This is a genomic window from Pseudomonas sp. XP2, from assembly GCF_053557975.1.
This window is the reverse complement of record NZ_JBNRIK010000001.1, coordinates 470710-492203: the sequence shown is the minus strand read 5'-3', so window position 1 is coordinate 492203 and position 21494 is coordinate 470710. Positions and strand designations below refer to the sequence as shown.

General features: G+C 60.0%; 22 protein-coding genes. 13 read left to right on the top strand and 9 right to left on the bottom strand.

The annotated features are described in order from the left end of the window. The first annotated feature begins 21 nt into the window (after positions 1-21). The 10 genes from ACK1VC_RS02200 (at position 22) to ACK1VC_RS02155 (ending at position 8996) form a co-directional block, all read left to right on the top strand. A complete protein-coding gene (locus ACK1VC_RS02200; RefSeq protein WP_060518504.1) occupies positions 22-792 on the top strand; it encodes a nuclease-related domain-containing protein in 771 nt (256 codons plus the stop codon). A gap of 260 nt (positions 793-1052) precedes the next feature. Beyond that, positions 1053-1571, top strand: coding sequence for a type IVB secretion system protein IcmW (locus ACK1VC_RS02195; protein WP_060518507.1), 519 nt, complete (start codon positions 1053-1055; stop codon positions 1569-1571). Next, the gene (locus ACK1VC_RS02190) at positions 1564-2409 is read left to right on the top strand and encodes a hypothetical protein (protein ID WP_016489264.1); all 846 of its coding nucleotides are present in this window, start codon (positions 1564-1566) and stop codon (positions 2407-2409) included. Before ACK1VC_RS02195 ends, ACK1VC_RS02190 begins: the two co-directional genes overlap by 8 nt. 12 nt (positions 2410-2421) lie before the next feature. After that, the gene (locus ACK1VC_RS02185) at positions 2422-3177 is read left to right on the top strand and encodes a hypothetical protein (protein WP_016489265.1); all 756 of its coding nucleotides are present in this window, start codon (positions 2422-2424) and stop codon (positions 3175-3177) included. A 1-nt stretch (position 3178) separates the two neighbouring features. Beyond that, positions 3179-4315, top strand: coding sequence for a hypothetical protein (locus tag ACK1VC_RS02180; protein ID WP_016489266.1), 1137 nt, complete (start codon positions 3179-3181; stop codon positions 4313-4315). Positions 4316-4322: 7 nt separating this feature from the next. Next, entirely contained in the window at positions 4323-5498 is a 1176-nt protein-coding gene (locus ACK1VC_RS02175; protein ID WP_016489267.1) for a hypothetical protein, read from the top strand. 13 nt (positions 5499-5511) lie between these two features. Next, a complete protein-coding gene (locus ACK1VC_RS02170) occupies positions 5512-6645 on the top strand; it encodes a M23 family metallopeptidase (RefSeq protein ID WP_023047580.1) in 1134 nt (377 codons plus the stop codon). 27 nt (positions 6646-6672) lie between these two features. Further along, complete coding sequence (locus ACK1VC_RS02165; protein WP_016489269.1) at positions 6673-8022, top strand: hypothetical protein; 1350 nt, start codon at positions 6673-6675, stop codon at positions 8020-8022. Positions 8023-8110: 88 nt separating this feature from the next. Continuing rightward, positions 8111-8536: a hypothetical protein gene (locus ACK1VC_RS02160; RefSeq protein WP_016489270.1), complete on the top strand. Its 426-nt coding sequence runs from the start codon at positions 8111-8113 to the stop codon at positions 8534-8536. Positions 8537-8564: 28 nt separating this feature from the next. Beyond that, a complete protein-coding gene (locus ACK1VC_RS02155; RefSeq protein WP_224372387.1) occupies positions 8565-8996 on the top strand; it encodes a hypothetical protein in 432 nt (143 codons plus the stop codon). Between the two features lie 44 nt (positions 8997-9040). On the opposite strand, the gene ACK1VC_RS02150 is transcribed toward ACK1VC_RS02155, so the two are convergent. Both ACK1VC_RS02150 and ACK1VC_RS02145 read right to left on the bottom strand, forming a co-directional pair. Next, positions 9041-9823, bottom strand: a complete 783-nt coding sequence (locus tag ACK1VC_RS02150) for a hypothetical protein (RefSeq protein WP_191087006.1) — start codon at positions 9821-9823, stop codon at positions 9041-9043. Positions 9824-9925: 102 nt separating this feature from the next. Next, the gene (locus ACK1VC_RS02145) at positions 9926-10537 is read right to left on the bottom strand and encodes a hypothetical protein (RefSeq protein WP_016489273.1); all 612 of its coding nucleotides are present in this window, start codon (positions 10535-10537) and stop codon (positions 9926-9928) included. A gap of 113 nt (positions 10538-10650) precedes the next feature. On the opposite strand from ACK1VC_RS02145, the gene ACK1VC_RS02140 reads away from it, so the two are divergent. Further along, the gene (locus ACK1VC_RS02140) at positions 10651-10998 is read left to right on the top strand and encodes a hypothetical protein (protein ID WP_016489274.1); all 348 of its coding nucleotides are present in this window, start codon (positions 10651-10653) and stop codon (positions 10996-10998) included. Between the two features lie 22 nt (positions 10999-11020). On the opposite strand, the gene ACK1VC_RS02135 is transcribed toward ACK1VC_RS02140, so the two are convergent. Further along, on the bottom strand, positions 11021-11674 hold the full coding sequence (locus ACK1VC_RS02135; protein WP_016489275.1) for an OmpA family protein: 654 nt from the start codon (positions 11672-11674) through the stop codon (positions 11021-11023). After that, the gene (locus tag ACK1VC_RS02130) at positions 11671-12162 is read right to left on the bottom strand and encodes a hypothetical protein (RefSeq protein WP_016489276.1); all 492 of its coding nucleotides are present in this window, start codon (positions 12160-12162) and stop codon (positions 11671-11673) included. Before ACK1VC_RS02130 ends, ACK1VC_RS02135 begins: the two co-directional genes overlap by 4 nt. Before the next feature lie 306 nt (positions 12163-12468). Here ACK1VC_RS02130 and ACK1VC_RS02125 point away from each other — a divergent pair, with 306 nt between their 5' ends. After that, positions 12469-13002: a hypothetical protein gene (locus ACK1VC_RS02125; protein WP_016489277.1), complete on the top strand. Its 534-nt coding sequence runs from the start codon at positions 12469-12471 to the stop codon at positions 13000-13002. A 34-nt stretch (positions 13003-13036) separates the two neighbouring features. Then, positions 13037-14290: a DUF6685 family protein gene (locus ACK1VC_RS02120; protein ID WP_191087007.1), complete on the top strand. Its 1254-nt coding sequence runs from the start codon at positions 13037-13039 to the stop codon at positions 14288-14290. Positions 14291-14321: 31 nt separating this feature from the next. Here ACK1VC_RS02120 and ACK1VC_RS02115 read toward each other — a convergent pair whose 3' ends face one another. From ACK1VC_RS02115 to ACK1VC_RS02095, 5 genes are all read right to left on the bottom strand, one after another. Next, entirely contained in the window at positions 14322-14756 is a 435-nt protein-coding gene (locus tag ACK1VC_RS02115; protein ID WP_016489279.1) for a hypothetical protein, read from the bottom strand. 125 nt (positions 14757-14881) lie between these two features. Then, positions 14882-16702, bottom strand: a complete 1821-nt coding sequence (locus ACK1VC_RS02110) for a phospholipase effector Tle1 domain-containing protein (RefSeq protein ID WP_224372389.1) — start codon at positions 16700-16702, stop codon at positions 14882-14884. Between the two features lie 28 nt (positions 16703-16730). Next, on the bottom strand, positions 16731-17183 hold the full coding sequence (locus ACK1VC_RS02105) for a hypothetical protein (protein WP_023047575.1): 453 nt from the start codon (positions 17181-17183) through the stop codon (positions 16731-16733). A gap of 59 nt (positions 17184-17242) precedes the next feature. Then, positions 17243-17620 (bottom strand): hypothetical protein, encoded by a 378-nt coding sequence (locus ACK1VC_RS02100; protein ID WP_016489282.1) that lies wholly within the window; start codon positions 17618-17620, stop codon positions 17243-17245. Positions 17621-17784: 164 nt separating this feature from the next. Then, positions 17785-20715, bottom strand: coding sequence for a DotA/TraY family protein (locus tag ACK1VC_RS02095; protein WP_060518521.1), 2931 nt, complete (start codon positions 20713-20715; stop codon positions 17785-17787). Positions 20716-21494: the final 779 nt, after the last annotated feature.

Sequence of the window (21494 nt, the reverse complement as noted above, 5' to 3'; positions counted from 1 at the left end):
GCATCTATGGAGCGTCAAGAAATGGATTTCACTGCAATCATTAGCCAGCACTGGACAACCCTGAGTTGGTTCATCCCGCTCGTCGTTCTGCTGCTAATCCTCAAAAGGCCAGAAACCAAGGGGTACCTTGGTGAACTGCTGGTGCGCTATTTCGCATGGCTGAAGCTGGACGAAAACACTTACCGCCGCCTGCACAACATCACACTGGATACACCTGACGGCACGACGCAGATCGACCATGTCTTTGTCTCGATCTACGGTATCTTCGTGCTGGAAACCAAAAACATGAGCGGCTGGATCTTTGGTGGCGAGAAGCAGGCCCAGTGGACACAGAAGCTCTACAAACGCACCTTCAAATTCCAGAACCCGCTGCGACAGAACTACAAGCACCTGAAGGCATTGGAAGCGACACTGAACGTCAGCCCCGAGCACCTGCACTCAGTGATCACCTTTGTTGGCGACAGCACCTTCAAGACCGAGATGCCAGCCAACGTCACTCAAGGCAGCACGTTCATTCGCTACATGAAATCATTCGAGCAACCGGTGTTCAGCGAGGCCGATGTAGACGCCATGCTGCAAGCCCTGCAAACCGGACGCCGGGCACCAACCCTGGCAACTCATCGCGAGCATGTGCAGAACCTCAAACGCCGTAGCGACCCGAGCGCAGAACGGCAGTGCCCAAAGTGTGGCAATGCGCTGCTGATCAGAACCTTCAAGTCAGGCGCAAAGGTGGGGCAGCAGTTCTGGGGCTGCTCGGCATTCCCCAAATGCAGAACCATGCAGAGTCTCTAGCTGCTAACTCCTCGCTAAGGTCTGCCCTTTTCAGCTCTTGGTAGTGCTGCGCTAACCGCCCACCCATCACCCCATAACGCGCCAGCTGCCCTGCTGGCGCCACATGAAATCCTCGCAACTACCCGGAAATAATGGCCAATTGCCAAAATTTTTCCCGGGCCTCGCCATGTCAAAAAGTTGATACGCCAGCATTTTTTATACAGAATTAGAAACAGGATGCATTTTAGCGTATTTCAGTATGCTTTAAGCGAGTGCAGGGAATGGACGAATACACAACCTCCGAAGCGGGCACACCGCCGATCGATCAGCTGGACCTCACGGCACACGGCGTTCTGGGGCATTTTGCCAAGTCGTCGCGCAACGCCCAGCTGGTGGGTTTCCTGATGAGCATGGATCGGCTTGACCGCTGGGCAGTGGATTTCGATGAGGATGCCCCTGCGCAGCAGTTCGAAATCCAGTTGCTGATGCAAGAAATCCAGGCCTTCGTCGAAGCCTACGCACTCGTCCTGCACCAGGTTCCACAACCCTTCACCGAGCTGCTGGCCCACCTCACCTCTTCGCGCTGCATGTACCTGGTGCGGTATGTGGCACAGCGCAACATCGCATTCACCGGCGCGCTGGCCCCCCTGCTGGCTGGCGACTTGTCGCAGCCCGCAGAGCTCACGGCATTTCGCCGCCGGCTGGATGCGTTCAGCAAGGCTCACCTGCTCAGCGAGATTTTCTCCGGGGAGCGGCTGCGCGAGATATCACAGATCATGGAGAGTTACGCAGATGTATGACGGACGACTGAACCCTGTCGCTGTGGCAGTGGGCAAATCTGTGGGCAAACGCGCAGTCATGGGCGGCGTGCTGGGGGCCTGGCTGTTGCTGGCCGGGCCGGCTGTTGCGGCAACCAGTAGCCTGGGCGCCACCTCCAGCAACTTGATTTCACAACAAGACTCGGTGGTGGCCGAAGCCATCAAGGCCGACGCCGAAGCCTGCGCCGAAGGCACCAAGGAAGGCACCATTGGCGCCTCCATCAGTGACGCACTGAAAATCCATACCGAGCTGGCGTCGGCAACGCCAAATGTCGAGTCGCTGTTCAGTGCCACGGCAGACTGCTTCGGCGGTTTGAGCAGCCTGTTCGACCTGTCCGGCTCGATCCCGAGCCTGGGCAGCATCCTGGCCTCGGCCCAGGCTGCCGTGCTGCAGTACGCACAGAAAAAGGTCTGCACCGCGATCCAGCAGGTTGCCTCGATGGTGACCAGCCCGATCAACCAGGCCATCGGCAAGGTCAGCAGTGGTACTTCTCTGGGCGACCTGAATGGCCTTACCAATGGCCTGGTCAGCAAGGGCATGAGCACGCTCGACCCACAACTGGGCAGCGGCTACCACAACGCCGCCGCCGGGTACGAGGCCACCTACACGGTGGATGTAAACCCGTTCAACTACGTACAGACCGACTTTGGTGGTGGCGCCAGCACCGGCAGCGGCACCACGACCGGCAGCGCGGCGGCAACCCGAGCCGTGGCACCGGCGCCCAGCCCCGCACCTGACACCTCTTCGAGCAGCACCGGCAGCTCCTCTTCCAGTAGCAGCAGCGGGTCATCCAGCTCGGCTGCCGGCCTGTTCAACTAAAGGGGGCCGGCAATGAAAAAAGTCGCGGCAGTTCTGGCCGTGGGCCTTGGGCTGGGGGCAACTGCGCTGCCGGCCCAGGCGCTGTCCTGGGCCTCGGTGCTGACCTTCATCAGCACCATGCAGACAGAAATGAGTGCCTGGTCGGTGACGGTCAAGCAGACCGCGCTGTCGGCCAACGTTGTCTCGCAAATGGACAGCGATTCGAAGAAGCAGCTTGCCAACGCGGTAGGGGCCATCGACATGTCCGACCGGGTGATGAAAGCCGCGACCTCGTTCGACTCCGCAGTCGGGCAGCCGGTGACCATCAAGTGCACCGCCCAGGAGCAGGGCAAGCTTTTCGTCGAGGCGGTATCACAGCGTGACAAGGATGCAGCGCGGCTGATGGCCACCTATGCCTCACAGCGGGTCGGCTCCAGGGCGGGTGCCGACCAGGCCACCCTGGCCATGCACCGGGATACCTATTGCACGGTGTCCGAAGCCAGGCAGGGTATGTGCGCGCTCAATGCCAACGGCATGCAGGGCTGGGACGTGGACTACGCAGGGCCGTTCAGCGAAAAGACCCTCGCCCCTGAAGGCGAGGCGGCAGCCTACGCCTATACCGCGATGATCACCGACCAACGTGCCGAAGCGCACATCGACTGCACCTCGGTGGCCTGCAATGACGCCCAGTCGCAACAGCTCGCTGCCTCGGCGATGAGCGCGATGGCTGCCAATTCTCTTGTTGGGCAGGTGACGGACCGTCGCGTGCCAATGCTCACAGGGCAGTGATATGAATTTTCGGCTCAAACTGGCCAGCATCGTCGCAGGCTCGACGATGCTCTCGAGTGTTTCGTATGGCGCGTTGTATGGCTTCGGCCCGGCAGAAGCCTGGACCGCAGCCCAGATAGCTGCGCTTACAACAAGCGTGTCCACCAACATAGCGGCCTTTGGCACGAGCTTCGGTACCCAGATGTCGTACAAGTTCGAGCAGATCATTTCGGCGGTGGCCATTGCCACCAAGCAGGAAGCGCTGTCTGCCAACGTGGTAGCAGACAACAACCGGCAGACATCCGAGCAACTGGTCAACGCCATCCGCGCCCAGCAGCAGAACACGGCCGTTGCCAAAGCCTACCTCGACTTCAACGCAGCGACCGGCCAGGGCTTTGACCCTTGCGGCACGGTGGCCAAGAACAAGTCGATGGACATCGCCTTCAGCACCATGGCGGCCAAGGCCAAAGCTTCGGTTGGTGAACTGGACGCATCGCCAGGGCGCCTGGTTGCCTCGACGGGCCAGGCCATGCAGCAACGACTCAAGCAGCATCGCGACAAGTTCTGTACCGAAGCTGAAGCCAACGCCGGCCTGTGCACGCTCAGCACCTTGCCAGGCGGCGATACGAACGCAGCGTTGCTGTTCGAGCCTGCGGACGAAAACTCGCTGACCACCGAGGCACGCACGGCCTATATCCAGCATGTAATGGGCCCGCCAGATCAGGCGCTGAGCAAAGAGGCCGGTGCGACGCCTGCCGGTGAAACCTACATGGTGCAGAAAAATCGCAAGGACTCGCTGCTCTCGGTACCGGCCTACAGCCTGTCGATGATCAACGCAGCCAACACCCGCAGCGCGGGCTTCGGCAACAAGTCACCCAATGAAGTGCTCAAGCTGCGCGTAAACCAGTACTTCGGTGGAAAGGAAGCGGAACAATGGTCAGGCAACCTGGCACGCCAGACCCAGCGCGGGTTGCTGGTAGAGGCGGCCAAGATGGGTGGGCTTGAGGTATGGATTCATCAGCAGCAGTACGAGCAGAACCAACGCCTGCTCGCCAACCTGGCAACGCTGGTGGTCGCCTCCTCCGACAGCCTCGACGCCACGCTGGAAGCGCGGTACCAGAAGGTATTGTCTGAAACCGCTGCACGGTCGGTAAAGTGAGGTAGCCATGAAAAAGGATTTCGACGAAACACGCGATGCGCGCAGATGGAAGGTTTCATTCGGCGTATCGCTGGCCCTGACCTCCACACTGGCCTGGGCCTATTGCCCTCCGCAATACCAGGAAACTACCGTAGCCCCCGCATTCACGACGGCTACCCAGACGCTCAACGCGGCCGTTTCTGCTGTCGATGCGTCCCTCTCTGCCTTGCTTGAAACCGAAAGCCAACGCCTGACGTCGGCCATTGCGGTAATGACCAAGCAGAAAGCCCTTGCAGCCAACACGGTTGCCGAGGCCGGGCGCAATGCAGCGCAGCAGACAGCGACGGCACTCAACGTACTGGCCCAGACACAGCGGGTAAAACAGGCGCGCTTCGACTACGGCGGCGAGTTCGGGCAAGGCTATTCGCCCTGCAAGATTTTCTCGACCCGTACGCTGATCAGCAACCGGGATGCCGACATGGGCACCGAGGTTCGCCAGCGGGTCAAGGCCGAGATCGTGGCCGCACCGGGCACCTACGCCGAACCTATCAGCGCCCAGACGGCACTGATAGAAGCACGCAAGCCGTTCTGCACCCAGGACCAGGCAGACTCTGGCCTGTGCAAATCGGTGGGCACGATGCCGGGCGCCGACCTCACCGTCGCCACCTTGTTCGAACCCGCCATGGAAAACGAAACCCTGTACAAGGCAAAGGTCGGGTTCGTGAACAACGTTGCCGGCCTGCCAGACGGCCCGGTCCCGTCGTCGGCGGGCAAATCGTCTGCCGCCGAGGATTACTCCCTTTCCAAAGCCCGCAAGGACGCACTGGTTTCACCTGCGCTGTCCAGCCTCAAGGCGATCCAGCTCGACTACTCAGGCGTTGAAGGCAAGGAAACAGGTACCGACCTGCCGTTGGCAGTGCATTTCCGTAACGAAGTGAAGCGCTATTCGGGCAACACGGCGGAGTACGACAGCTGGGCGCGGGTCATGGCGGCACAGAACGAGCGCGGTGCATTGGTCGAGTTGCTGAAGATCAAGGCGCTGGACCTGGCCATCCAGGAAAAGCAGTACCGGCAGTACGAAAACATGGAAGCTCAGTTGGCGTCGCTGGTATCGATGAACGTCAGCACAGCTGGCGGCCAGACCCTGACCAGCAAAGCGGCAACGGATGCTGCCAGGCAGAACATGCAGCAGAGCGTGAAGTGACGGAGCGCAAGGGATGAAAAAAACGATCTTGCGCGGCGTTGCGACATTGGGCGTGCTGGCCTGCGCCCACAGTGCCGTTGCAGACACCTGCATGGTATCGCCAACCGACAAGGAAGTTGTTTCTGGTCGTTTCGGCAAATTCCGTGGTGGTGGCTCGGGCAACTTTGGCTCGGCCAACCAGAAAGCGCACATGCACGATGGCCTGGACTTTTCCACCAGTGGCGCGTCGCAACCGGTCTATGCCACCACCGAGGGCGAAATCACCTTCGCCGGGGCGCTAGGGTCTGCGGGTAACGCCGTGCTGATCAAACGGGCCAACGGCGACATCGTCGCCTACTACCACCTTAGCGGCTTTGCCAACGGCGTAAAGCGCAAGGCCCAGGTCAAACCCGGGCAACAGCTGGGCCTTTCGGGCAATACCCCCAGCAGCTCGATGACCAAGCATTTGCACTTCACCTACGGCACCTCCACCAAAGACGCCGCCAGGGCCAAGGCATTCACCGAAAACGCACAGCGCGGGCCATTCAACCCCGCGCAGCTGCCACCGGTGTTCAAGCGTCAGGACGGCATTGGCTGGAAGACTGACCCGGCACCCTATTTCTGCCAAACTTACCCCATTCAGGATGGTCACCCGGAGCATCAGCGCATCCTGGGCAAGGATACCAAGGCACAGCACGAGATCCTGTTCGGCAATGTACCTTCAGGCGGTGTTGCGCCAGACTCCACAGCCGAGCCCGTGCAAGTGGCAGCGGCCAATGCCGATGCGGCGCTGGCAGAGGCTGACGGCAAGACGCCACCGATGTACTTGTCCGACGCCGATGGCTATGGTGCCTTGCCGACGCCACCCATCGGTGGTTACGACACCATGTCGGTTTCGGAAATGATGATGACCGAAGCCTCCCGACGGTTCAGCGATGCCGAGTGGAACAACAGCATCACCCATGTTTCCAGCCGCGCGCTATGGGTTGACTACAACCGGGCGATAGGTGTCAGCAACTACTTGTCGGAAGCGATTTATCGCAAAAAGGAAAAAGTTGAAGCATTGCTTGCCGTTTACGCGTCGCAGAAATTGGCAGGTCAAAGGGCACAGACCGAATGGGCGCACCAGCGTGCTCAGAAAGGAGCTGTGTCCAGATCCATTGAATAATGCGGCGCCCACGAAAGGTAAACACAGATGGAACCCAAAGAACTCGACAAGCCTGATCAAGCCGTCGCTGATTCTGCGGCCGGGCAACCCGCCCAGCCAGGGCGGAGTTATGCAGGCATCTTGGTCCATCATGGCGCAGCGCCCTACAAACATGACCCTACAAACCAGAGCAGTTACTACGTCACCCTGGAAACACCCGACGGCAGCCAGACGCTGTGGGGGGCAGGGCTTGAACAGGCCATGCACGACACAACGGCGCAGCGCGGCGAACCTGTATTGATGGACTACCAGGGCGACGCCTGGGTAGCGCGCTCGATCGATGCAACTGCACTGCCGGCTTACAAGGTCGAAGCCGGTGGGATGAGCGCTGGCCAACCCCCACACGCCAGCCAGGCACAAGGCAGCCCAGACTTCGACGCAAGCGTGTTTGACGCCATCATGAAGGTTGCCGGCGAATTGAAGCCCGAAGGCGCTTCGCTCGACCCGGAAGAAGTGCGACGCATCAACGCCACCCTCCACGAGTCGGATACCGCCAATGCTGCAGACGCGCCCAACCCGCAGGCGCGAGAGCGCAACGCTGCCGAAACGCTGCTGCATGGCAGTGCCGAGCTCGTGGGTGGCGTGGCTTCGCTGACGGGTGCAGCCATGCAAGGCCTGGGCAAGGGTGCCAGCGCGCTGGCCAGTACCTTGCGTGCAGGCACGAGCAAGCAGCCTGAAGAGGCCGCTGCGGCGCAGCCGGCAACGCAGGAACAACCTGCCGCTGCGGGTGAGTCTGCGTTTGCTGAAGAGCTGGCTGGCCGGGTGCAGGTATTGCCCCGCCTGTCCGAATACCGGGTGGATCAGGTCGAGAAAGCCGCCAGCAATTACGAGAAGGCTCATCAGGCTTTCTGGAACGCGGGCGAACTGCCCCAGGTTCGTGAACAGATCGAAGCACGCGCCGTACAAACCGGCCTTACCGTGCCCGAAGTGGTCGAGAAGATGAAACCCGACGGTGAATTCACCGACTTGCACGAGGCATTCGTCGAAGCCGTAGGGCAGTCACCGGACGCACAGGCCAGCAAGAAGGCCATGGACAAGGCACTCACCGGCTGGGCCAGGCAGTACGGCCGCGCCCAGGAAGAGCTGCTGAACCCCGAGACCGAAGGCAGCCCGCATTACGACAAGCTCAAGAACCGGCTGGAAAACTCCAGCGAGAGCATGCACCACAATGCAGGCAACACCCCCGCATTCGCAGGCGAATCGCAATCGCACCTGGAGCGTTTGCAAGACGCCATGCAGCGCATTTTCGAGCGCCTGAAGGAAATGGTGCAGGGCATCGTCAGCCTGGTCCGCGGCAAGCCTTCAGGCTCATCGCAAGACAACGGTTTCACTCCCTGAGGCCAGACACGCGTACACGCTCACCCCCCAGCCAATGCCGAACGGGAGCCATGAGGGCGCAGGCATTCATCCAAGCAAGGAGAACGGAATGAAAGAGTACAGCAACTGGAAAGAAGTCACCGCCACGCCAGAGGCCCATCTGGACTTCTTGCGGGTGGTTGACGCCAGCCTGGAAGAGGGCCTGGGTGGCAAAAACCTGTACGAGAAGCTGGCGAAGGAAATCACGGTGAATGGCAAGGCTTTCAGCCAAGCCTTCCACTTGAACAACCTGGAAAACAACTCGGGCAACTGGGACACCGACGAAACCCCGGACCCGGTGAAACTGGAAATCGTCCAGTTGACCTCGAAGATCAAGCAGGCCGACCCTGGCTACGACCTGGCCCACTTCACGATCGGCTATGAATACATGATCAGCGAGATGAAAGAGCGCGGCGTGGAAGTGGACGCAGGCCTGGACCACAGCGAACCTGCGCCCAGAAACCGCAGTGGTTCGGATTATGAACCCGGCATGTGACGGCTGGAGGGGCTCGGTGAAAGCAAGCATGACGATAGTGCTGGCGCTCGGCGCGCTGGCCATGGCGAATGCCACCCTGGCGCAGGACGCCCCCGCGCCCCGTGAGGAGCAGTGGCAGGAGCTACCGCGCAACACCACCATCTACGTGCCTGTGCCGAAGCAGGTCACGCCGGTGGCCGCTTACCGTTCGTGCGCCAATCGCTACGAAGGCGAAAGCTGTGACTTCTCCACCCCTCGCCAGGGCGTGATCGAAGGCACCTGCCAGGCCCCGGAAATGCGACAGCCGCCGGCATACGGCTACGAAGTGCAGCAATACCCTGCGCAGGTACGCACGGCGTTGGTATGCGTACCCATCGACAGCCAGGGCACGCCGGGTGATGCCCCCGCCAACCCAGGCCACGAGTCGCCCTACGCGCCTCAGCCTGCGCCGCCACCCGCAATCGACCAGCCTGCTCAATAGCCCCTCGGTACCCCTTGCGACAGGCAGCTGCCCTGGCCCGGCGCCTACGGCATTGGGTCAGGTTCACCCGCTTCTGGCCGGGGTGCAACCGATTGCAGCATGTCGATGATGAACCGATGCGTTTCGGGCAGCTGTTTCTGAAACGCCTCATCGAGCTCCGGGGCTATCTGGATATCGCCTTCACGCAGGCTATGCGCAACTTCTTGCCGGTAGTGCTCCACGAATCGCTCACGTACCAGCTGAGCCTCAGGTGTGCCATCGGCAACCAGCTCAGCCACAAGCGCCTGCGCCGCATGCGCGAACACCAGGGTTCGATTGTATTGCTGCGTCTTCAGGCCGGACTGCGCAAACGTGGACTGGAACTGCGTTTCCATCGAATCGATGGTTGCATGCAATAGCCGATTGGCTTTCTTGAGCGCGGCAACCTCTTCGGCCAGCCCTGCTTCCGGTCCGCCCTCCTGCGCCCCGGCGCGCCTGGCCTGTGCAAACTGCAGCATCTGCCCGTGCATCAGCTTGATCAGTTCACGCTGGCGCTCTACTTCGGCCCGCAGTTGCACGGCTTCGTCGAAGTATTGGCGAACATAGTCACGCAGCGGCTCCAGTTTTTCGTTGGCACGCGCCGCCCCGGCATACCAGCCTTGCGAGTACCCCTCTTCAAAGCCCTCCTTGTGGCCCTCCTCAAGGCCTTGCTTGTGGCCCTCCTCAAGGCCTTGCTTGCGGCCTTGGCTGCGGCCGACATGAAGGTTGGAGATTGCATGATCAAGCGACCCGGTATACCCGCCATCCAGGCCGCCACTGCGCCGCCCTGCCCCCCAGTTATGGTCCATTGCTGCCTCCAGGCATCTGCATATCGCCGGCACACGCGCTGCCGACATCAGCTTCAGGGTGAATCGGTCAGCCCATTGCCCGCGAAAGGGGGCGGATCAGGGCTACTTTGTCGTGTGTACTTCAGCCCCGGCGGCCTGCTGGGCATCCGCCTGAGGCAAAGAAAAATCAGTCAGCCGGTGCAAGGCAACCGCTACCCAGTCACCCCCGAAACGCTCGTCCTCCAGCACAGACTTGAGCGCGAGAATCGGCACACAATGCCTTGCATCGCCTTGGACATAAAATACGGCCATCCATTCCGGCAGCAAGTGTTCCGTGCCTTCATGGGTTTCAACGCTGAACATCAACGCAAGCGTCCCGGGCATCGCCTTCACCTCCTGGCTGGGCAACGCATCGGCCAGCCAGAAGGCCACTTGCGCCAATTGGTTGGCCTGAATCGGCAGCAGTGCGATCACCTTGCGCCCGTCGTCATCAACCACGATGCCCGGCTCAAGGTCGAGCATTTTTGCGCCATAGCCGATTGCCGCGTGCCGAACGGGCAGTGATTTCAGGTAATGCTCCAGCAGCGTGTACATCTCGAAAGCCGCGGGAATGTCCTTCTGGATGGCAGGCGAGCTTTTGGCCATAACGCTGACGAAGCCACCCCCTGCCTGCGCAAAGATATCGCCACTGATGGCCTGCGCCACAAAAGCCTCGAGTTCATACAGCGTATACATGGTCCAACTCCCTCGCACCGGCTCGGCTAGACTGAACTTCAACCTGCTGAAAGGTCCAACCGGCAGTCGTTCGTGTTTTGTATGTTTGCAGCCCAAACTTCAAGGATGTAGCAATGACCCATCAGTTTCACTGTGCATTTCAACCCGCGCCCGGCAATGTCGGCGGCGTGCTGAACATTGGCCCTGCCTCGGTCAGCATCGACCTTGAAAACCTGCGGCTGTTCGCCGATGTGGTCGGGCAGATCGAAAAGCGCCGGGCGGCTGGCGCAGCAAGGTCGGAAATTCTGGGTGAATGGGCTGGCAGTGAAAGCATTGACTGGGCCCATATCGGCTTTCACTCCTGCCGCGAAAGCTACAGCTTGCGCTACAACGGGGTAGCCTGGGAGGCGCCAGCCGACGCCACCATCGCCGCGGCCGCCGAGGCGCGGTTGTTCCTGGACAACCAGCGCCTGCAGGCCTGACTTATCGGCATGGCCCTGGCCGTTAACGATTGACGGGCGTGCTTGCCTGATACTGGCCGAAAAACTCGAATTCAACCCGGCGGTTGGCGGCGCGGCCATCTGCAGTGTCGTTCGGGGCAATGTAATCGCCCACTTGCCCTTCGGCACTGATCTTCGACGCTGCCACCCCCCGGCGAACCAGGTACATCTTCGCAGCCTGGGCCCTGAGCAAGGCCACACGGCGGTTCGCCTCTACCGTGCCAACACCGTCGGTGAAACCCACGATCTTCACCTGCAGTGCGTCTTGCGCGGAGCGCACCAGGACGTCGCCATCATCGGCACTGGGGCTGAACCGTGAGTGGCCGAAGGCGAAATTCAGGGTCATGTGGTTGATCGAGGACTGGATGTGGTCCTGCCGCGCACGAATTGCCAGCAGCTCCTGGCGGCTAGCATTGGCATCGGCCTCTGCAGCCGCCAGACGAACCCGCAGGCTCTGGATCTCGACATTCAAGGCGTTGATGGTCTGCTGCATGTGCGCCGTGTCCTGCCCCTGGGCAGAAGGTGCGGCATAAGGGACCGGCGCCGCGGGGCTTTCTACCAGTTCGAACCCTGCGAAAGCCCTGGGCACCATTACCGCCGACATGACGGCCAGAACAAGCGGCAGCACGCTGCGTGGGGTGGCAAGCACGGTGTTCATACATCTCTCCAGTACCGCAGGATCACGAAAACGATGACGGACCAGGCATAGCCCAGCAACAGGGTGAGCATGCCTGCGAGCAAATAGGTTCGCAGCGGGTCGATAGCATCCTGGCCAAGCGGCTGCAGCCCAGGAACCAGCGTGGCCGGGAACCATGCGAACAACACCGCTACCAGCGGCGCGAGCCACAGGCCCAGGCGCAGACGATGATGGTCACCTTCGCGCGTCCACCATGCGTACCAGCCCAGACTCAACAGGTACGCAGGCAGCAGCATCACGCTTAGCAGCAAGGTCGAAAAGGACAGCGCGGCGGCGTAGAAACGTGGTGATCCTTGCGCCATTTCACCCATCAGGGTTGCAATGACCGCGATGGCAAAAGCGACAAGCGCCGCCAGCAAAGGCACCGACAACAGCCACAAGGCTGCGCGGCGATCGCCCACCACCCTCAGGCCCGACTCCACGGCAAGTGGAGGTAATGGGTAGGACATGCCAGGAAACTCCTTGTAAGGGCCAGCTGAACGGTAAGGCCCAGCGCAAACGCCGCAACAACTGACAGCGAAGTGCGTCAGCCACTGCTCGACGTCCTGTCAATTATCAAAATGGCCTGTTAGAAAAATGTTGATATGGATAGCGAGTATGAATTTGAGGCCTTGCCCCGTCAAGGTTTGAATCCTGCTCATGAACAGCTGATCGCTTGACCCTGGGCAAGGCGTAGCGCACACTCGCCCTATGCAAAAAACATTTTTCTGACAACTAAAATTGATAGCATTTTGTCATCCAGAAGGATCTGACGCATGAACCCCCTGCAACTCGCCCTGCCGCTTTTGGTTTCGCTCGCCTGCACCTCGGCCTACGCAGAAAAAATCGACCCGTCAGAAGCCAGTGCCCGCCTGACCCAGGCGCTCACTTGCAAACGCAATGTATCGCCCGAGCAGTTCGAAGCCTTGATCAAGGCCGCGAACGGTAAAGCCATCGTCCAGGCATCGGACCTGTCCGACGGTGAATTCACCGTTCCAAACCCGCTGGACGTGTACGGCCGTCCCGTCACCCGGCTGTCGCTGCACCCTGGTTCCAATGGCGAAGGCGACTTCAACGCCTACGGCGGCGCATTCAGCGGCGAAAGCATCCAGACGGTCGCCAAGCTGGCCGACATTCCCAAGGACGAGGTTGGCGACTACAAGAAAGAAGTCGGCAACCATGACCTGTGGCTTTATGCAGACGGCAGCGATACCTACATCAGCTGTTCGTACGATGTACGCACGGTGGTGAAAACCCTCAAACGCAAAGCGCGCGAGGCAGCGGACGCAGTGCAGCGCGTCACCCAGTAAGTGCCAATCACCCTGCGTTGAATGGAGTCACGCCATGAGCTTCAGAACACTGGCTGCCAAGTTTCTGGAAACGGTCAAGGACGACCTGGGCATCCCCGCCCGGCTGCGCCGGGTCATCGCGCAGGCGCCGAACATTCGAATGCGAGTGGATGACACCGCCGCCGTCATCGCCTCCTCGAGCGTGGTGCGTTGGCATGAGTGGTCGAACCATATCGGCTTCAGCCAAGGCAGCGAAAAGAACGGTGAGGTCAGGGGCTGGCGCGCCAGCGACGGCCACTACCAGAGCGAACACCGGCATATCCCGGCACTCGCCCGACTGGGCAGCAGCGAAACCACGGCCCACTTCACCTGTGACATAGCTGACGTGACGGGCCTGTCGGCCTCCAAGTCCGACCTGTATCGTTTCTACTCCATGCAGCAGATGGCGGAACAGGCCTGCCAGGCGTTGATCCGGGATGTGAGCCAGGAAGGGCTTGCGCAAAACCTGCGCTGGCCCGAGATCGGCATTGTTCATGGCACCAGCGACTTCCTGGTCCAGTACGACTGGGATGACGGACTGTACCTGGCCAACAGCGGTGGCTCGCATCATTTCGTCGCCGCCCAGCATATCGCCAGGCAGTTGCAGCAAACGGTTACGCTGCAAGGCCGCCTCGTCCGTAACGGCCTCGATGCCGAAGCCGCTGCCCAGCTGAACGATGACTACGCCATCTACGCCGTCACCAAGGACGTATTCTTTGCTGAAGGTCTCGATGCCATGCGCGACTTCAAGGCCACCCACTACTGGGGCGACCTGCCGCAGCCTTATGACAATGGCGTAGCCATCTTCCTGCCCAGAGATGAAGCACGCTCACGCAAGGTCGCAGAGATCTTCGAGAGTGAAGGCTTTACCAATGTGGGCGAACTACTGATGGCGCTGGCCTCTCCCGACGCCACAGTCGAGCGTCGCGCCCGCCAGGATGAAATACGCTGCCGCATACAAGCCCTGCCCGAACTGGAAGCAAAGGCCGGCGCGGCGCACTTGTTCGGCAAGCACGCAGCAGCCAGCCTTCGTGACGAGTTGCCGACCGCGGTGAATTGGCAAAGCGTCGAGCAAGCGACAATGGATGAAGCCTTTGGCGTGCACCGGCTAGATGCCCAGAGCGTTTACGATGCGCTGGCCCGGCACAGCCCAGGCGCCATCTCCAGCCAGGCCTTGCACACCCTGCGCGCCACGGTGGACGGCTATGCCGCCCTGCATGAGCACCAGGTGGCCAAGCAGGCAACTCCGCAAGCACCGAGCCCAGACTGATCGACCCCTGCAGGGGCAGTTTCATTCCGGGCTAAGCGGAGCAGTACTGGTCTGCCAGCTGGTGGACACGCTCCGCCGATTGCGTCTGCGCCTGGGCCTGCTCGCAGGCCCATCGCAGTGTTCCGGCATCAGGAACATAGTCCTCACCGCTCGCCTTCTTGGCCACGAACCACAGCGCACGCATGACGAAAAGCGGGTCGCCGCTCAAGCGCTGGTCATCCGCCGCCTGCATGTGGCCGACCAGTGCCTGGGTCGCTTTACCCAACCCCTTGTCCCGGCTGAACTGCACCAGGTTGCCCAGCTCTTGCGGATTCATTGAAGGATGAATCGTCAGTGGCGTGCAGCGCTCGGAATCGAGCAAATCCCAAAATGTCACGCCGTCCTTGCAGACCATGCCCACACGGCGACCACCCGCCATGTCATCGACCTCGATGAAGCTGCCTGGCTGGTATTTGTGGATTTTCATGTTCTAACCCTTACCGATTGACTGGCCGACCATCGCCGGCAACAGGTGCATTCTAAGCAAGCAGGTTGCAAAAAGCGTTACTGCAGTGTGTGCCATCGCCCGTATGTGTAACAGCATTGGCTCACTCAGGGCGCTGGGGCCTCCCAGGCAACGGTTCGCTGCTGCTCGGGCACAACAGGGCAGTCAACCATGGCACGAACCCGTGGCCTGCCATCCGCCCCGGCAATTTCGTATTCGTTTTTCAAGCTGCCTTCCGGCCGTTCAGCGATCCATTGCGCAACCTGAGTGAGGCCCTCGCGAATGACCCCCGCCTGTGCACCTGGCGCCACATGCTGCATGTCTATTGCGATCAGGATGCCGCGCTCCCCCGCAAATGCCGGCGCCTCACGCACAGCCTCCAGGCTGCCCACCCTATTGCCATTGGTATCGTGGAGCGCGATCGGGTCATTGATACTCAGCGGCCCTCGATTGCCGGTCAACTCACCGGCATCGGCAACAATGCGGGCGGCCTCGTAGCCAAAGCCCAGGTCAGCAAAGGCAGAAGAACCTTCGGGATCGACGCGAAGCACTGCATACTTCGCCGACACGCTCGCGCCGGGAAGAGGCACTTCCTTCAGGGCCAGGCGCTGGATATGTTCGGCCTCCGGCTTTGAGCCCGCGAGCAATGACGAGAGCTCTGCCAATTGCTTGCGCGGCTCGGCGGCATTGGCATCGAAGTCGTCATCGATCAGCTCCATGGCGCCAGCCATGTTTTCTGAAGGGTTATCAGGCACGGCTGAATCGTTGCTGACCTTGCCGTTCCACCCAGCCAGCGTCTGCCCCACATGCCTGCCTATTTGCTGGATGAGAGGTGCAGCGAGCGAGCGATCATTTTCGAAAATGACTTTACGACCGCTCACTGGATGGTCGAAGGGTTTTCGTTGCCATGCCATAAACCCGGACGTGCTTTCCCACCCAATAAAATTCAATGTGCCGCTCTCAGCAGGAAACGGCCGGTTATTGATGCGGGTGTAAGACCCATCCGCTTCCCGCTTGAACGCTTCATTACCCTTTAGCAACCGGGAGTCAATCAAAGCCTCCTGCAACCGCTCGGGCTGTTTGATCAACGCATTATATTGCTCGATACGCTCAAGCTCTTTGGCCGGAAAATTCACCAGTTCCACGCCTGCTGACTTCAAGCGGTCATACATGAATGCAAGCGGGCCAGCTGCCAGCAAGTCATTACGGTAGCCACCCCCAACCTGCGAATGGGCCCCTGCAAACTTGACCTCTTCGATGCGCGAGTTGTCGTCATTGCGCAGCGCGCTGGTCAAGGGAAATGTCGCACGGTATTCATGCATGGCCACCAAATGCGTGGTGGACTTGACGTTGTTACTAATCTCCAGGTTTTTCCTGACGTGGCTTTCAGTAATGGGAATACCGTAGGAGGCAACCGTGTCAAAAATGGCAAGCTTGTTGATTTGCGCCTCACCAGGCGGGATCAGGTAATCGTCGGTGGCTTTCCATTGGCTGTCGAGTCGGGGCACACCACGGTCGATCACCTCGTTGGTAAAAGCACGGGCCTGCGCCGCCCCGCGACTGAAGCCGATCACATTCAATTCAATATTCAGATCAGGGTTCTTGTTGCAGAACGTGACGAAGGCATCATAAGCCTGCTCGATCCGGTTCTGGCTGCCGCGCCCTGTGCCCCGCTCGATCAAGGCGATAGGCGCATTACCCTTCTGGCTCCCCACCCCATCAAGGTAAATTTTCTCCGACTGGCCGGTAAGGCCGCCAGGGCCATACTTGCGGGGCGCAGCGCCGGAGTTGAGGGAAAGGTTGGTGCCGTGCGCGGTGTCGTATTCATAAAGCCTGGCCACATTGGTATGGCTACCGAGAGGCGTGTCCCTGTCCTTGTTGTTATCGGTGCCATCCATGTAGACACTAAAATAAATTGTATTAGTCACTTCATATCCCTATGAACAAACTGCCGCATCAGCCCTGATTCAACTTCAGAATATGCGCCTTTATGGCCTGCCCGGCTGCCTCGACAAGGCTCAGATAGAACGGCTTGCCCAGGCCGAGCAACGGTGATCCCTTCAATGATTCGGCCGTTGCCTTCAGCGTGATGACGCCGAATTGCTCGGCGATGATCTCGATACTGCGCTGGCGCTTTCCAGGCTGGTCATATGGCTTTTGATACCACGTGGCAATCTGGTACTGGGCGTCCTCTCTTTCGAATGCCGCGTACAAGTGCTGGGCCAGCGCAATAACCGTTTCACGAATCAGCCCAGGGTCGATATCGTGACTTTCCAGCAATGCCTCGAACGGGGCATTGGCTACCGCCAGAAGATCTCCAATGGTGTAACCCGCCATCGGCGGAAACACACCAGGCGGCAGCTCGACGGCTGGGCCACTCCCTTCATTTGAACTGTCTTCGTCGTGCATAAAAACTTCCTTGGGCTACAGGTAGAAAATCGGCCAGCCTTGTTTCACGTTCCAGATACTTACTGCAATCGCAGCACGGCCGCATGGTAGAGCAGCGTCAGGTCCTGCCTGGCATTCAGCACTTCACTGTGAAAAACCGCCGACACAAAAGGCGCCACCCTGAAAAAGTCGGGCAGCACCTCCGGCGCAGTGGCGTGAATAGGGAACACCGGATTGGCCGGTGCAGCCAACTGGAATTCATAACCAAACCCACCCAACCCGGCCCGCTCAGACAACGCCTGCGCAATGCACAGCACCGAGACCAGCCCGATGTCCGCTACATCATCAGCGTACAGTTCCCCGCCGTCATAGATGAACTGCTCACCGCGCACGATGGCCTGGTCAGCCAACCCGGTAAGAAGCCGTCGAAGCTGGTCTTCCAGTTGATTCTCATCCATGCGATGTCTCCGCCAAGCGATCCGAGTCGCGTATCAAGGTGCGCACACGATTGCGCGTCATCGTCCAAGACAACCGAAGGTTTGAAAAATTCCCACCCCCGCAGGCAGCCGACGGACCGTCATTGCACCCACGAAATGCCAAAACAAGAGCGGCACTTTGCCGCTCATCGACCCTCTTCATCGTCGTCTTTGGCGTTAGCCGAACCAGCCCCGGCAGGAAGCCCAGCGTCATTGAACTGCTGCCCCCGGGAGCCGGCAGTTTCAGGAGCAGCATCAGCCGAAGCGGCCTGATCCTGGCCCGCATCACTCCCGGCCGGTGCCGAACCACCCTTGAGCGAGTCCTTGAATGCCTGAACCCGGGCAGGCGCACCTTCGTGGTACGCCGCCTTGCCTTCTGCCTTGGCAGTCGAGAAGGCTTGCTTATAGTCAGCCCCAGCAGCGCTGGCCGTGGAAGCCAGGCCCGCACCGGCAGTCAGCGCGCCGGCCCTGACGCCGTCACGCAGCCGCCCGCCCATCGAACCAGAGCCCGAGCTTTGGAAGGATTCCACCCCCGAACGCCCTGCCGATAGCGCGGCGCTCCCCGCGCTGCGCAGCGACCTGGCAGTTGCAGCAGTGCCGCCCGTGATTGCCCGCCCCAGCGCGACACCAGCAGCCTCGGAGCGCTTTTCGCCAAGGCTTCGGGTGTCACCCGACTCGGCCGAAGCCTGTGCGCCTGAATCCCGGGCAGCTGCCCCACCGGCGCCCTGGCCGTTGGCATTAAGCAGAGGTGTTGCGCCACCCGCCCCGCCTCGAGGCCCGCCACCTCTGGGCCCGCCGCCAGGCGAAGAGCCATCGGGCGGCGGCAGCTTGCCTTTGTCATTACCGAGGCGCATGCCAGAACCCGAACCCTGAATGCCTGCGCCTACAGAAGCCATACCGCCCCGCATCTGGCCGACAGCATTGGTCTCACCCAGGTCGCCAATGCCTGCACCGATCCAGCGCAATACCTGGTCAGGCAATGTCTGCGGCAAGCCGAAGATCATGTACAACACAGGCAACAACGTCAGCCCGAACACCATGAACCACCAGGCAAAGGTCAGGAACTCGGAGATGGCACCTACACCACCTGAAGAAGACACCACAGCCCCCCGCATGGCAAAAAAGCCCTGGGCGATATAGTCGATCACCGGGTCTGACACCAGCACCGCGGCAAACAGCCCCAGAACAGCCAGCGCAGGGCGGGCGAACAGCGAAAGCAGAAGCAGGTAACCCTGGGTCTGGGAGCCTACGAACGTTCGATCCGGTGTCATGTGCATGACCGCCCACAGCGGCGCAGCAATGATCGACTGCAGCACGGCCAGCACCCAGCCAACAAAGACGATCATGAACAGCGTGTACGGCAGGCTTGGAAGAAAGACTGCAAAGTAGAACGCCAGAGGCTCGATGTACGAGGCCATCAGGGCGAGCTGCTTGACCGGCACGGTCATTACCCAGTCCCAGAGCGGGGTCACAACCTTGTCCAGATCAAGGCCGTTGCCCAAGCCCTTGACCGAGGAAAGCGCGCCGGCAATCACCCGAATCGCTGTCCCGGCAGTCTTGATGGCTACATCGGCCACAAGAATGCCGGCACGCGCAACGGTCAGGTAATCGCCCACACACTTCATGCGATTGAGCGAGCCCCCCATCTGCCCGGCCGTTCCGCACAGGGGTGTCTGCCCGTTGCTGCCCGCACCCGTGGCAATCTCCACCACGTTCAACATGACACTGTTGACGTACGAAGACATCTTGGAGTCCATGTCAGCTTTCAAGGACCCGACGTTGATATCGCTGTTGGGGTCCTTGGGAATGAGGCTGGCAATATCCTCAGGCTTGGCCGTGGTCGATTGCTTGTACCCTGGCTTCTCTTCTGACTTCTTGTCGATTGCCTCGGTGACCGTGGTCACGCTGTGCGTCAGCAGAGAGGCCCGGGCATCGGCAGGCAGTGCACCGAGAGAAGGCGCACTGACCGAACCGACCGGCTCGGACAGCACCCCGGCAATCTGGCCTCGGACCATACCCACGCGCTGGAACCATCCGCCAGCCGCCGACCAGCCATCATCGGTCAGCGTACCGAGGAAGTCCTTGAGGCCATTGTCGACATCGCCCTGATCACTGCTCACCTGGGCGAACAGTTGCGTGGCCACCTTCTGCTCCGCCGCGTTCACGATGGTATTGAACTGGTCGGAGTCGACCGCATCCCAGCCAGCGTCGTTGATCGTCGCAGGCCAGCTTCTCACCCAGGTGTCCAGCTGGGTCATCATGCCCATGGCCGCTTCGCGCTTCTTGCCCTGCACATTCACCCGCAGCGATTCCAGAGCCCTGGCCATCGCCTCCGTCTGGGTCTGTGCCGAATACACCGCCACCTTAACGGTGCCACAGAAAGCCGCCCCACCGGCCAGGTTTGTATCGGCGTTGCGGTCCTTGATTTCGAAGACGTATTCCGTGCGGCCATTTACCGTGTTGAGCTTGTCCTGCGTGTTGTTCGCCCTTACTTCGGGAACCGCACCGGATGCCGGGTTGTTGCCATAGATCGAGTTGGCCGCCTTGGCACAATACGACGCCGCCAGGTAGCTGCGGGCGAAATCGCGCAAGCCGTAGAAATTGCCAGGTGAGTTAACCCCTTCGACGATGCCGTTCGGCGACAGCACGCCCATGGCCATGCCTGCTTTGTAGGTGCCATTGGCAAAGCCGACGCCCCACAGGGAAAACATCAACACAATGAGCTGTATGAAAGAGAAGCCGCTTGTTGTGGGCAGCAACACTGCGCCGCCCGCCACGATCCGTACCGGCGTCCACAGCGAGGACCAGTTCTTGCCCATCGCCTCCCCGTCGTTGGCCGTGTTGGTGACACCCATTACGGCAACGTAGGAAACGATCAGCGAACCGATGATGAGGATCCCGCTGTTGAAGAAGCCGAACATCGTCGCGAGGATATTGGCGCTTGCCTGCACAGCGTTGGGGTCGGTGCCTTTGACCAGGGCATCGATTACCGGGCCAAAGATCCTGCCAAGCATCTCGACTGACTGGTCGGTGCAGGCGTTTGCATCGCTGCACGGTGAAAACGGCATCTGAGCCATTGAGAATACCTACCTGAATCGAGTTGCGGACGGTTGATCTAAATCGTTCGCGACGAATTCCCCTTGGAATGCTCCGTCGTCCTTGAATTGAGCTCGCTGCACCCGGTAGGCGATGGCTTACACCGATGCTTTGAGCCTGAGCTCATGATACTACTCTGCAGGCATGATCCTGAAGATATGGAAAACGCGGCAATCTTAAACCACAAATGACAAAAAAATCAAAATAATGCTACGAAAGAAAATTAACAAAATCTGGATCAATACTGATCATGAAGCCGTGCTTTTAACGCCACGGGGAAAGCGACCAACCTGTAAATTCGTGAAAATGCCGAAAATTTGGCTTAAATAAAGAGATATGAGCGCGAAATTTCATAATTAGGCCAAACATGAGGTTTTTTGAACCTTCGGGCTAGCACGTTATTCAGATGCCGGCGGGAGCCCCGTCAACCTGCCTTTTCTGCACAAAAAACGTACAGAAGGCTCTCAATTGAACGGCTTACAGGCTTGTAAAGTTGTGTAAATAGACATTTCACCTACTGGTCAGCACACGAAAGGGGCGGCATGATTGGCCACAACAGCCCGTTTTTAGTGGGCCTCCCGCTCGTCAGCGTCCTGATGAGGGCTTTTGAGGACACAAGCCAGCGCTTGCTCCAGGGGATACCTGATTCAACCAAAAAACCTATTTATCCGACTCAAGCACAAGAAAAATAACAGTAAAAATGCTATGGTCACTCAAGCAAGCGAACCGCAGGGTTCGCGGTGGACTGGCACAGCACGTC